Consider the following 12,967-nt stretch of genomic DNA (forward strand, 5'->3'; position numbering starts at 1 on the left):
ACGCTCTCCCTAAAGATAGGTCAGAACGTGTCAACTATATTCAGGACGGGACACATGCACAAGGCTGCCAATACGCTCGACATAGAGGATCGCGAGGCGCTGATGCAGGACGCCGAGCGCAAGGCGCTGGATGACTACGCCGTGCTGCCGATCTACTACTACGTGTCGCGCAATCTGGTGAACCCCAAGCTCAGCGGCTGGAAGAACAACATCGAGGATACTCACCGCTCGCGCTGGGTCTCGTTCTCCGAGTGAGGCGAGCCCTGTGAGCCTCTGACCCGGCTCGCCGCTCTCTAGATCGTCATGGGTCCACGCTCGTGTCCGTCAGGGCAGGAGCGTGGCATCTGCCAAGGATGGCACCAGAAGATGACGTCGCGCCCCACGGGCGTGACAAGGAGTTCATGCATGTCCCCCACCTCACCGATGCAATGCGCGGCAAGCCTCAGCGCAGGCCTGCTGCTGTCCGCTCTTCCCCTCTCCCTTGGCGCTTCCGGCAGCGTCATGGCCGCAGCATCCACGAGCCAGAGCGAGCAGATCCTGCGTATCGCCAATGGCGCCGAGCCCGGCTCGCTGGACCCGCAACAGACCAACGGCACCTGGGAGACACGCATCACGCGTGATCTGTTCGAGCCGCTGATCGCCTACTCCGCCGACGGCGAGCTGACTCCCGGGCTGGCAGAGCGCTGGGAGTCGTCCGCCGATGGGCTGAGCTGGACCTTTCATCTGCGCGAGGGGCTCGAATGGTCAGACGGCACGCCGCTGACCGCCGAGGATGCCGTCTTCGCGCTGCGCCGCCTGCTGACACCCGCCACCGCGGCCCACAACGCCACGCTCTACTACCCGATCGTCAATGCCCGCGCGGTGAATACCGGTGCGCTGGCACCGGATCAACTCGGCGTGGCCGCACCGGATGCGCGCACGCTTACCATCACTCTCAGCCACCCTTCGGCGACGCTGGAGCAGACGCTGGCGATGAGCGAAGCCGCTCCGCTGCCACGCCATGTGATCGCGGCCAAGGGCGCTGACTGGACGCGGCCGGCCAACATGGCCACCTCGGGCGCCTTCGTGCTCAAGACCTGGTCGCCCCAGGCCGAGATTCGCCTGACGCCCAATCCGCGCTATCACGCGGCGGACACGGTCGCGCTCGATGAGGTGGTCTACCTGCCCATCGAGGAGAGTCATGCCGCGCTCAATCGCTTCCGCGCCGGCGAAGTCGAGATCGCCTACGGTGTGCCCGCCAGCCATTACACCTGGATCCAGGACAATCTGGCCGCTGCCCTGCAGACCTACCCGATCCTCGGCGAGTACTTCTATGTCTTCAATCTGCGTGATGGCTCGCCGGTGGCCGACCCGCGCATTCGTCGCGCGCTGAATCTGGCCACGCGCCGTGAGGTGATCACCGAGCGCATTCTCGGCATGGGCCAGATTCCCTCCTGGCACTTCGTGCCGAAGGCATTGGGTGAGCATCAGGGCGCGCGCTTCGACTTCGCTGACTGGTCGATGGACAGGCGCATGGCGAAGGCGCGTGAGCTGATGGCAGACGCGGGCTACGGCCCGGATACCCCGCTTGAGCTGACCCTGCGCTACAACACCCTGGAAGACCACAAGAAGATCGCCGTGGCCCTGGGGGCGATGTGGAAACCGCTGGGCGTGAAGGTGACGCTGACCAACACCGAGGCCGCGGTGCATTACCGCGATCTGGCGCTGGGCGATTTCGAGGTCGGCCGTTACGGCATGATCGCCACCATCGCCGATGCCTACGACTTCCTGAACGCCTTCAGCAGCGACAACACCTCCAACGCGCCCGGGCTCAGCTCGCCGACCTACGATGCGCTGATCGAGGCGGCGGCGCGTGAAGGAGATGTCGGCACCCGCCAGCGCCAGCTCCACGACGCCGAGCAGTATCTGCTCGACAACGATGTGGTGCTGCCGCTCTACGACTATGTCACCTCCAGCCTGGTCGACCCCGCCATCAGCGGCTGGGCGCCCAATGCGCTGGACGTGCACCCGAGTCGCTATCTGCAGCTCGATACCTCGCACTGACAGACAACAGTCACCAATAACAACGACACACCCGGGCAGCGGCCCGGACGGAGCACTGGATGCTGAGCTACACCCTCAAACGGTTGCTGCAGGCGATTCCCACCCTGCTGATCGTGATCACCCTGTCGTTCTTCCTGATGCGGGTCGCCCCGGGCGGCCCCTTCGATGGCGAGCGCCGCCTGCCCCCGGAAATCGAGCAGAACCTGCGCGCGGCCTATCACCTGGATGAGCCATTGCCGATGCAGTATCTGCGCTATCTGGGCGATCTGGTGCAGGGCGATCTCGGCCCGTCCTTCAAGTACAAGGACTTCGATGTCAGCGAGCTGATCAGCCAGGGCTTCCCGGCCAGTCTGGAGCTGGGCATGTGGGCGATTCTGGCCGCGCTGCTGATCGGGGTGCCGCTGGGGGTGATCGCGGCCATCCGGCGCAACTCGACGGCAGATTACGTGGTGATGAGTACTGCGCTGGCGGGGATCGCGGTGCCCAACTTCGTGATCGCCCCGCTGCTGGCGCTGGTGTTCGGCGTGCTGCTCGGCTGGTTGCCGGCCGGCGGTTGGAACGGTGGCGCCTGGCAGAACCTGCTGCTGCCGGTGGTGGCGCTCTCCATCCAGCAGATCGCCTACATCGCCCGCATGATGCGCGCCAGCATGATCGAGGTGCTCGGCAGTCACTACATCCGCACCGCCCGCGCCAAGGGCCTGGGCGAGTGGAAGGTGATTCTGCGCCATGCATTGCGACCGGCGATGCTACCGGTGGTCTCCTACCTCGGCCCGGCCATCGCCGGCATCATCACCGGCTCGGTGGTGATCGAGCAGATCTTCGGCATTCCCGGCATCGGGCGCTATTTCGTGCAGGGTGCGCTCAATCGTGACTACACCCTGGTGATGGGTACGGTGGTCTTCTATGGCGCCTTGATCCTGCTGCTCAACCTGATCGTCGATCTGCTCTACAGCATGCTCGACCCGCAGATCCGCTACGACGACTGACCCGAGGCCCTGACATGTCACAGACAACTCCCGCTCCCCACGGCACCGGCGGTGCCAGCGCCTTCGATGGCCAGCCCCCTGCCGCGCCGGCAGGCGACAGCCTGACCCGCGACGCCTGGCGTCGTCTCAAGCAGAACCGCGCTGCCATGTGCAGCCTGGTGGTGATGGCCGTCATCGTGCTGGCCTGTCTGATCGGCCCGTGGCTGACGCCCTTCGAACTCGATGAAGTCGACTGGAACGCCATCGGCACCGGTCCGGACCTGGCCTCCGGCCACGTCTTCGGCACCGACGTCAACGGCCGCGACCTGCTGACCCGCACCCTGCATGGCGGCCAGATCTCGCTGTCGGTGGCGCTGGTCGCCACCTTCGTCAGCCTGGTGATCGGCGTGCTCTACGGCGCCGTCTCCGGCTACTTCGGCGGACGTACCGACAACCTGATGATGCGCTTCGTCGACATCATGTATTCGCTGCCGTTCATGTTCCTGGTGATCCTGCTGATGGTGGTGTTCGGTCGCAACATCTTCCTGATCTACGCCGCCATCGGCGCGGTGGAGTGGCTGGACATGTCGCGCATCGTGCGCGGCCAGGTGCTGGCACTCAAGAAGCGCGAATTCGTCGAGGCGGCGCATGCGCTGGGGGTGCGCGACCTGCAGGTGGTCACCCGCCACCTGATCCCCAATGCGCTGGGGCCGGTGATCGTCTACGTCACGCTGACGGTGCCCAAGGTCATCCTGCTGGAAAGCTTCCTGTCGTTCCTCGGCCTCGGCGTGCAGGAACCGCTGACCTCATGGGGCGTGTTGATCTCCGAAGGCAAGGACATGATGGAGACCGCACCCTGGATGCTGCTGGTGCCCTCGGCCTTCCTCGCCGCGACCCTGTTCTGCCTCAACTTCCTCGGCGATGGGCTGCGTGATGCCCTCGACCCCAAGACTCGCTGAACCGGAGCGCTGATCATGACTTCTTCACCCTCTACCTCCGGCACCTCCTCCAGCTTGCCGCCAGCACGCAACGCCGCCGACCAGGCACGCGCCGACACCCTGACTCGCCTGGGACTGACGGCCGAGGCGCCGGGCACGCCGCCGCTGATGGAGATCGATGACCTCAAGGTCGACTTCCAGTTGCCGGATGGCGCGGTACCCGCCGTCAAGGGCGTCAGCTTCACCCTCAACAAGGGCGAGACGCTGGCGCTGGTCGGCGAGTCCGGCTCCGGCAAGTCGGTCACGTCCACCGCCATCCTGCGCCTGCTGCCGGAACTCGCCGAGATCAAGGGTGCCATCCGCCTGCGCGGCGAAGACCTGCTGAGTGCCTCGACGCGTCGCATGCGCGAGCTGCGCGGCAACCGCATCGCCACCGTCTTCCAGGAGCCGATGACCTCGCTCAACCCGCTGCACCGCATCGGGCGCCAGATCATCGAGGTACTGGCGCTGCATCGTGACCTCAAGGGCCGCGCGGCTCGCCACAAGGCGCTGGAACTGCTCGAGCAGGTCGGCATCCCGGAGCCGGCACGGCGTATCGACAGCTATCCCCATGAGCTGTCCGGTGGCCAGCGTCAGCGCGTGATGATCGCCATCGCGCTGGCCTGCGAGCCGGACCTGCTGATCGCCGATGAGCCGACCACCGCGCTGGATGTCACGGTGCAGGCGCAGATCCTGCGGTTGCTCAAGTCGCTGCAGCAGCGCTACGGCATGGCGATCCTGTTCATCACCCACGACCTGAGCATCGTGCGCCACTTCGCGGACCGCGTCTGCGTGATGCGTCACGGCGAGCTGCTGGAAACTGGCGCCACCCACGACGTCTTCGAGAGCCCGCAGCACGCCTACACCCGCATGCTGATCGATGCCGAACCGGCCGGTGAGAAAGCACCGGTGGCCGCGGATGCACCGGTGCTGCTGTCGGCGCGCGATGTGCGTGTCAGTTTCACCATCAAGCGTCCACTGTTCGGGCCCAAGGTCGCCTTCGAGGCGGTGCGCGGCATCGATCTCGAGGTGCGACGCGGCCAGACCATCGGCATCGTCGGCGAGTCCGGCTCCGGCAAGTCGACGCTGGGTCGCGCCCTGCTGCGCCTGCTCAAGAGCCAGGGCCAGATCAGCTTCGATGGCGTCGATATCATGCCGCTGGACAAGTCGGGCATGCGCCCCTTGCGCTCGCGCATGCAGGTCGTCTTCCAGGACCCCTTCGGCTCCCTGTCGCCGCGCCTGACCGTGGGCGAGATCATCAGCGAAGGCCTGCGCATGCATCACCCCGAGCTCAATCGCGCCCAGCGCGATGCGCGGGTCTGCGACGCCCTGAGCGAGGTCAGCCTCGACCCCGGCATGCGCAATCGCTATCCGCATGAATTCTCCGGTGGTCAGCGCCAGCGCATCGCCATCGCCCGCGCCCTGGTGCTCAAGCCGGAATTCCTGCTGCTGGACGAGCCGACCTCGGCGCTGGACCGCTCGGTACAGGTCACGGTGATCGACCTGCTGCGCGACCTGCAGGCGCGCCATGGCCTGACCTATCTGTTCATCAGCCATGACCTGGCGGTCGTGCGTGCGCTGTCAGACCACCTCATCGTGATGAAGGAAGGCGAGGTGGTGGAAAGCGGCAGCACCCACGCCATCTTCGAGGCACCCCGTGAGCGTTATACGCGTGAATTGATGCAGGCTGCCTTCGCCCCGGACCTGGGACAGACGCACCACTGACCCCCTGAAAAGACGACATGACTGATGGGCGCTGCGGCGCCCATCAAGACCCCGCTTTGCCTGAGAAAAGGCGCAGGGCCTAATCACTGCCTGCTTGAAGGGTGGCGATGAGCGCCCGGCCTCGCCCCGGGCAAGGGCAGCCGAGTCGCTCACACAAATCGACATTGGCTGCCAACCGGGTGCTTGCACCCGACCGAGGCCGGAGCAGGACGCTCCGGCATGACCCACACCGATGGAAAGACATGCACAGGATGACGATGCAACCTACAACAACATCCAGCATCCCCCTTCACACTCACTCACGACTGCGTCACGCGATTGGCGCAGCCCTGCTCGGTACGGGACTGCTGAGCATGAGCCCCATGGCCCAGGCCATCGAGGTCTACAAGACGGATACCGACCGCGTCGAGTTCAGTGGCCGCCTGGCGGCGTTTGCCGTGATCCAGGATGGCGCACACGACGAGATCTACAACGGCGGCTCGCGGGTGCGCCTGATCCACGAGCATCAGTTCGAGCAGGGCTGGAGCTCCATCATCCGCGCCGAATGGGGCTTCGATCCCTGGTTCAAGGACGGCACCGATGCTCACTACAAGCGCATGCTCTATGCCGGAGCGGCCCACGAGAAATGGGGCAGCTTCACGGTCGGCAAGCAGTATGGCCCCTGGTACGACATGGTGGCCGTCAACACCGACTGGTTCTGGATCAATGGTGGCGAGGCGTCCGGCACCTTCGAAGGCCGCAGCGGTGACGGCGGCCTGCATGGCACGGGGCGGCCGGACAACTCGCTCTACTGGAAGAAGAGCTTCGACGACGTTACTGTCGGCCTGCTCTACCAGCTCGGCCATGATGGCCAGCACAGCAACGAGACCTCACTCTTCGAGGATGGCGTCTTCACCACCGAGACCGAGTATTCGGGGTATGAGCGTGACTACAGCTATGAAGCCGCGCTCAACTGGCACCCGAACGAGGACTTCACGGTGGGCGGGGTCTTCCACCATACGGAGCTGAGCGACTACGAGAGCGGCAACAGCGAGAACGGCGATATCGATGCCTGGCTGCTCGGCGGTCACTGGTCACCGGGCAACTGGTACATCGCCCTCGTCGGCGGGGAATATCGCAACCACATCGCCGGCAGCACCCTGGACTCCTCGGAAAGCTTCGTCGACAAGGCGCGCGGCGCGGAATTCGTGGTCAACTACAAGTTCAAGGAGGTCATCTGGGGCGATGACAGTGTCGAGCTCTACGGTGGCTTGAATCACCTGGAGGACGCCGACAGCGAAGCACGCTACGCCTATCAGATTCTGGGCGCGGCCTGGCGGGTCAAGGACCTGACGCTGGCCACCGAGTATCGCTTTGACAACAGCCGCCAGTCAGACGGCAGCGAGTACAGCGCCGACCGCGACCAGCTGATGTTCCTGGCGCGTTACGACTTCTGATCGTCATGTCTGACGCTGGTGACGGTTCGCCAATGCTCGCGCTGAGGCGATAGTTCCCCCTTGCCTGATGAACCCGGCAGGGATGACAAAAAAACGCCCGGTCATATGACCGGGCGTTTTTTTGTCGGTTGTATCGGTTGTCCCGAGATCAGCTCAGCGTTTCAGCCGCTGACGTGCTCAGAAGCGATAGGTCGCGCCGAGACCGAAGCCATGCGCTTCATTCTCGTAATCGGCTTCATAGGTGCCACGGTTGGGCTCGCTCAGGCTGACGGTGGCCGTCTCTTCCCACAGGTAGGTGTAGGCCATGTCGATGGTCAGCTCCGGCATCGGCGTCCAGCCGGCCCCCAGCGAGAAGATGGTGCGATCACCGGACGGGATACGCGCGCTGCGATGCTCATCCACGGTCGGGCTGTCATCGAAGGCCATGCCGGTGCGCAGCACCCACTGCGGATTGAGCTGATAGCTCAGACCCACCGCGTACTGCCAGCTGTCTTCGTAGCCCTGCTCCTCGACGATGTCGTTCATGTTGTCGACTTCCACCGCGATCTCATCGAAGCGGCTCCAGTGCACCCAGGTCACACCCGCCATCAGCGTCCAGCGATCATCCAGCTTGTGCGTCACGGAGAAGTCGATGCTTTCCGGCAGGGTCACGTCCAGCGACGCATCCTGCTCGGTATTCGCGAAGCCCGTGCCAGTGAAGACATTGTTGTACTTGGCCTCGCCTTCCAGGCTGTAATCCACCTTGGAGCGATAGGACAGACCGAGACGGGTGCTTTCCACCGGCTGGAAGATGACCCCGACGTTGTAGCCCCAAGCGGCATCGTCGCCCTTGATCTTGACCTTGCCATCGCCTGTGCCAGCATCGAGAGTATTCGACGTCAGCTCACCCTTGACGCTGTTGTAGGTCACACCGGCGCCGATGGCCCATTTGTCATTGATGCGGTAGGAGATGGTCGGCTGGGCGGTGACCACCTCGACTTCACTGTAATTGGCGAAATAGCGGCCGCGGAAATCAGAACCATAATCGGTGATCACACCAAAGGGCGCGTAGACCCCGAAGCCCAGTGCTACCCGGTCGTTCATCGGCTGCACGTAATAGAAGGAAGGCACTGCCGCCCCTGGCACCATGTCACCGTCATCTCCGCCAGAGACTGGCCGACCGAGTGCATCATTCGCGCTGGCGACATCAATATCGGTATTGACGTCCAGATAGGTCACACCGCCGGTGATCTGGGCACGATCCAGGAAAGACATGCCGGCCGGATTGCCGAATACGGTGGAGGCATCATTGGCATTCGAGGCGCGCCCGGCGAAGGAGGTGCCCTGGGTGCTGACACTCTGCTCGTTCAGCTGGAAGGCCCCCGCGTGAACGCCACCGGCATAAGCCGTGGCTACCGTTGCCAGAGCGACCCCGAGGGTGAGTTTGTTCATCTTGTTTTTCATTATGGATGGCGTCCCATTGCAGGTGGCTGGAGAGCTGCATGTTGTTGTTATCGTTCGTTGATGCATAGCCCTGTCACTTACGTTTTGGGCGAGTCGATCGCTCAAGTCAAGGGCGAACGTTTGTTTGAATAGGGAGATTTCTAGTATTCAGGGAACTTTCATTCATGTCTGCACTGTCTCGTGCTGCTAAGCCCATGACCTGACGACGATTTAGTGCCTTGTCGCCAGCGTTTAAAACACGACAACCTCCTCTGCTCCCCCCTCTAGCCTATTGGTCGAACATCAGCTTTTTCGTATGTATCGGCTCGCTTGACCTATGTGCAACACATAAGTCTTACACTGATGATCAGTCACGGAACATTGGCTGCCGACAGACCTTCAGGGCAGCCGAATGCTCTCTCCGCCACTCTTGATCACCAGGAGATGATGCAATGAAAGTCGCTGAGCTGGCCCGCGCGGGGGGCGTCACCGCCGAAACCGTTCGCCATTACACGCGCCAGGGGCTGATCACGGCCCGACGTGATCCCGTCAACAACTACCAGCGCTTCGATGAGCAGGCGCTGGTACGCCTCAAATTCATCAGTCAGGCACGCCAGCTGGGCTTCAGCCTTGCCGACATCAAACAGATTCTCGAGCAGGCGGACCAGCACGACTCGCCGTGCCCGCTGGTTCGTGACCTGCTGCGACAGCACCTGCCGAGAGTGCGCGAGCGCATTCGTGAGCTGGAAGCCCTCGCAGAGCGCATGGAGCATGCGCTGGATTGCTGGCAGGACCTGCCGGATGGCGTGCCGGACGGCAACAGCGTGTGCTGTCTGATCGAAGGCTTTCCGCAGGACGTGCCCGACACCGCTTCCACCTCCAAACGCCGCGACGGGGGGCAATCATGACGACCACATCACTTCCCGAGACACGCCTTCTGCAGGCGCCAGGCATCCATTGTCAGGGCTGTGTCAGCAGGATTCGTCGTGCCGTGCAGGCGCAGGACCCGCAGGCCGAGTTGCTCGGCGCGCCTGACGCAGAGCTGTTGCTGATGCACAGCCAGCTGTCATCCACGGCACTGCAGGAAGTCGCGGACGACTGCGGCTACCCCCTCAAGGAAGAAGCCCTGCCGGAACGCGCCCATCACGATCTGTCGGTGTACGGCATGCACTGCCAGAAATGCGTCGCCAGATTGCGCGAGGCCATCCAGCACTGGGATGACACCGCGCAAGTCAGTGGCACGCCGAAAGAAGACACTCTCGACGTGGACACCTGTCTGCCGCGCGGGCTGCTCGAGAGAATCATCCTCGAGACGGACTATTCGCTTGAGGCCCCCGCCGAGGCGGCTGAAGCTCAAGCCGCGCCGGCTGCTGATACGCCGGTCGTTGCGAGCAAGTCAGGCGCTGCGAACGCGTCAGGTACTGCAAACAAGACAGCGACTGCGAGCCAGCCAGCCGATAGCGCAAACGCCGAGTTCTCGCTGTCCGGCGTCACCTGCGCCAGCTGCGTGGCGACGATCCAGAAGGCACTGGATGGCCTGGATGGAGTTCAGCAGGCGCAGGTCAACTTCGCCTCACGCACCGCCCAGGTCACGAGCCGCCTCACTCCCGACGAGATCGTCTCGGCCATCGAAGGTGTCGGCTACGGGGCGAGCCTGGTGGAAGACGCGCAGGCCGGTGAGCTGCAACAGCAAGAGGACGCCGATCAGGAATATCGCTCTCGTGTCCGTGACAGCGTGCTGTCACTGGGCATCGGCATCCCCCTGATGATCAGCATGTTCTTCCATCAGCCCGGCTTCGAGGGGCTCGAGCGCGGGGTGTGGCTGGCGATCGGCGTCGCCGTGCTGGGCGTGCTCGCCACGGCAGGACGCAACTTCTTCACCAGCGCCTGGAAGGCCTTCACGCACCATCAGGCCAACATGGATACGCTGGTGGCGCTCGGTACCGGGGCGGCATGGATCTACTCCATGGGCGTGCTGCTGTTTCCCGACAGCGTGCCCCCGGCGGCGCGCGGGCTCTACTTTGAAGCCTCGACCATGATCATCGGCTTGATCAGCCTGGGGCAGGCGCTGGAAGTCCGCGCCCGCGGCCGCACTCAGCAGGCGCTGCGCGCGCTGCTGGATCTGCAGACCCGCACGGCCCGCGTGATCCGCGACGGTGAAGAGCGCGAGATCGATATCAACGAGGTCCGCAGCGGGGACCAGGTGCGCATTCGCCCCGGTGAGCGCATCCCGGTGGATGGCAGGGTCATCGAGGGCCAGAGCCACATCGATGAATCGATGCTCAGCGGTGAGCCACTGCCCGTGTCACGCGGTATTGGCGACGAGGTAGCCGCCGGTACGCTCAATACGCGTGGCAGCCTGGTCTTCGAGGTCGAGCGCGTCGGTAGCGAGACGCGCCTGGGACGCATCATCAGCCAGGTGCGTCAGGCGCAGAATTCGCGCCCGCCGATCGGCCGGCTGGCTGACACCATCTCCGGCGTGTTCGTGCCCAGCGTGATGATCATTGCCATCATCGCGGCGCTGGCGTGGTTCAACTTCGGGCCTGCGCCGACCGGCGTGCATATGCTGGTGGTCGCGACGGCGGTACTCGTCATCGCCTGCCCGTGTGCGCTGGGTCTGGCGACGCCGATCTCGACCATGATCGGGGTCGGCAAGGCGGCGGAACATGGCGTACTGGTCCGCAGCGGTGAGGCACTGCAGACCGCCAGTCGTTTGACCGCGCTGGTGGTCGACAAGACCGGCACCCTGACGCGCGGCAAGCCGGAGGTCACCGAGGTCTCGCTCCTCGAAGGGGAAGACGAGGAAGCCGTGCTGGATGCAGCATATGCACTGGAGCGGGGCTCAGAGCACCCGCTGGCCGCGGCGCTGCTGGCACATATCGAAGCCAGACGCCCCGAAGCCTCGCGCAGCAAGGCCTTCCATGACTACCAGACCATCAGCGGGCGCGGCATTCAGGCCCAGGACGATGCAGGGCGCACCTGGCGCATGGGCAACGCTGCCATGCTGGAAGAGGCAGGTATCAGCCTGGTTCCTCTCAGCGAGCAGATCACGTCTCTAGAAGACAATGCGCGCACCTTGATCCTGATGGCTCGCGACGATGAATTGCTCGCCGTCTTCGGCCTGGCCGACCCGCTGCGTGACGATAGCCGCGATGCCATCGCTCGCCTGCATGCCATCGGCCTCAAGGTGATCATGCTGACCGGTGACAACCCTCACACGGCAGCGGCCGTGGCGCGCGAGACCGGTATCGATGATTACCGTGCCGGCGTCTCACCGGATGACAAGCACGATGAGATCGCGCGGCTGCAGCAGGAAGGTCACGTAGTGGGAATGGTCGGCGATGGCATCAATGATGCGCCGGCGCTGGCGCTGGCCGATGTCGGCTTCGCGATGGGCGAAGGTACCGATGTCGCCATCGAGACCGCCGGTATCACGTTGATGCAGCCGTCGCTGGGCGGGGTCGCGGATGCGATCGCGATCAGCCAGGCCACCCTGCGCAACATCAAGCAGAACCTGGTGGGGGCCTTCGGCTACAACCTGATCGGCATCCCGATTGCCGCAGGCATCCTCTACCCCTTCACGGGCATGTTGCTGTCGCCGGTCATCGCGGGACTGGCCATGTCCCTGTCCTCGGTCACCGTCGTGACCAATGCCAATCGTCTGCGTCGCTATACGCCCCCGAACGCAGCTGGATCCGCAACGAGTAACCCCGAGAATACCGCCACCACCTCACAAGGAGCGTCAGCATGATCTGCATGGCCATCAATCTGCTAGGGCTCGGCCTGATCGCCGCCATTGTCTGGTGGTTCTGGCTCGCCAAGTCATGAAACACACTCCAGGCCTTGCTCTGTAGTCCCTGAAATAGAGCAAGCTGATCGCACAAGACAATCGCGCAAGATCATCAACTCAAAGCCCTGTCACATCCTGTGTGGCAGGGCTTTTTTCGTGACTGTTTCCTGATCAAAAGCGCACCAGACGGCTCTCGCAAGACTCGCAACGATAGCGCTCATGACATGCCGTCCTGCGGCTCCGAGACCTGGGTCACCCGGCAAGTCCACTGGGGGGAAAGCAGCTGTCGCGAGGTCTTGTGGATAGCTCCTGCACTGCCGAATCTTGAGTTTTCCACAGCCGCTTTGCTCTTCTTTACCCCGCGTGCCTCTTCTTTATCCCGCTTGATCAAGGTGCCGAGAATGCAAAAACGCCCCTGCCACATCGGTGACAGGGGCGTTTCCTTTGGTCTTCTTTCTGCACAGCGTCTCTACTGACGTCTCTATGCGCGCCTTTCCACACATGTCACACATGGCTTCTCCCACGCATGACCTTCGCGCCTATGATTTTTCCTGCGCACAAAGAGAACCGCCCCTGCAGCAAGGCTACAGGGGCGGTTCAGTATAAGTG

At 63.6% G+C, this 12,967-nt stretch carries 9 protein-coding genes; 8 read left to right on the forward strand and 1 reads right to left on the reverse strand.

All coding sequences use genetic code 11. From position 1 onward, the window contains the following. The first annotated feature begins 54 nt into the window (after positions 1–54). The 6 genes from QD208_RS17255 to QD208_RS17280 all read left to right on the forward strand — a co-directional run bounded on the left by QD208_RS17255 (position 55) and on the right by QD208_RS17280 (position 7,146). Positions 55–255: a hypothetical protein gene (locus QD208_RS17255; RefSeq protein ID WP_279837639.1), complete on the forward strand. Its 201-nt coding sequence runs from the start codon at positions 55–57 to the stop codon at positions 253–255. 150 nt (positions 256–405) lie between these two features. Further along, positions 406–2,043: a peptide ABC transporter substrate-binding protein gene (locus QD208_RS17260; RefSeq protein WP_279837640.1), complete on the forward strand. Its 1,638-nt coding sequence runs from the start codon at positions 406–408 to the stop codon at positions 2,041–2,043. Between the two features lie 59 nt (positions 2,044–2,102). After that, the gene (gene oppB, locus QD208_RS17265) at positions 2,103–3,029 is read left to right on the forward strand and encodes an oligopeptide ABC transporter permease OppB (RefSeq protein ID WP_279837641.1); all 927 of its coding nucleotides are present in this window, start codon (positions 2,103–2,105) and stop codon (positions 3,027–3,029) included. A gap of 14 nt (positions 3,030–3,043) precedes the next feature. Further along, positions 3,044–3,967 carry an ABC transporter permease subunit gene (locus tag QD208_RS17270; RefSeq protein WP_107335886.1) on the forward strand — a complete coding sequence of 308 codons (924 nt, stop codon included), beginning with the start codon at positions 3,044–3,046 and terminating at the stop codon, positions 3,965–3,967. Positions 3,968–4,114: 147 nt separating this feature from the next. Continuing rightward, positions 4,115–5,710 (forward strand): ABC transporter ATP-binding protein, encoded by a 1,596-nt coding sequence (locus tag QD208_RS17275; RefSeq protein WP_279837647.1) that lies wholly within the window; start codon positions 4,115–4,117, stop codon positions 5,708–5,710. 353 nt (positions 5,711–6,063) lie between these two features. Continuing rightward, positions 6,064–7,146, forward strand: a complete 1,083-nt coding sequence (locus tag QD208_RS17280; RefSeq protein WP_279837642.1) for a porin — start codon at positions 6,064–6,066, stop codon at positions 7,144–7,146. A 177-nt stretch (positions 7,147–7,323) separates the two neighbouring features. Here QD208_RS17280 and QD208_RS17285 read toward each other — a convergent pair whose 3' ends face one another. Further along, a complete protein-coding gene (locus tag QD208_RS17285) occupies positions 7,324–8,577 on the reverse strand; it encodes an outer membrane protein transport protein (protein WP_279837643.1) in 1,254 nt (417 codons plus the stop codon). Between the two features lie 443 nt (positions 8,578–9,020). On the opposite strand from QD208_RS17285, the gene QD208_RS17290 reads away from it, so the two are divergent. Beyond that, entirely contained in the window at positions 9,021–9,476 is a 456-nt protein-coding gene (locus QD208_RS17290) for a MerR family DNA-binding protein (protein ID WP_213113556.1), read from the forward strand. Further along, positions 9,473–12,319: a heavy metal translocating P-type ATPase gene (locus QD208_RS17295; protein ID WP_279837645.1), complete on the forward strand. Its 2,847-nt coding sequence runs from the start codon at positions 9,473–9,475 to the stop codon at positions 12,317–12,319. Before QD208_RS17290 ends, QD208_RS17295 begins: the two co-directional genes overlap by 4 nt. The last annotated feature ends 648 nt before the right edge of the window (positions 12,320–12,967 follow it).

This window comes from Cobetia sp. 29-18-1, from assembly GCF_029846405.1.
GTDB classification, from domain to species: Bacteria; Pseudomonadota; Gammaproteobacteria; order Pseudomonadales; family Halomonadaceae; genus Cobetia; species Cobetia amphilecti.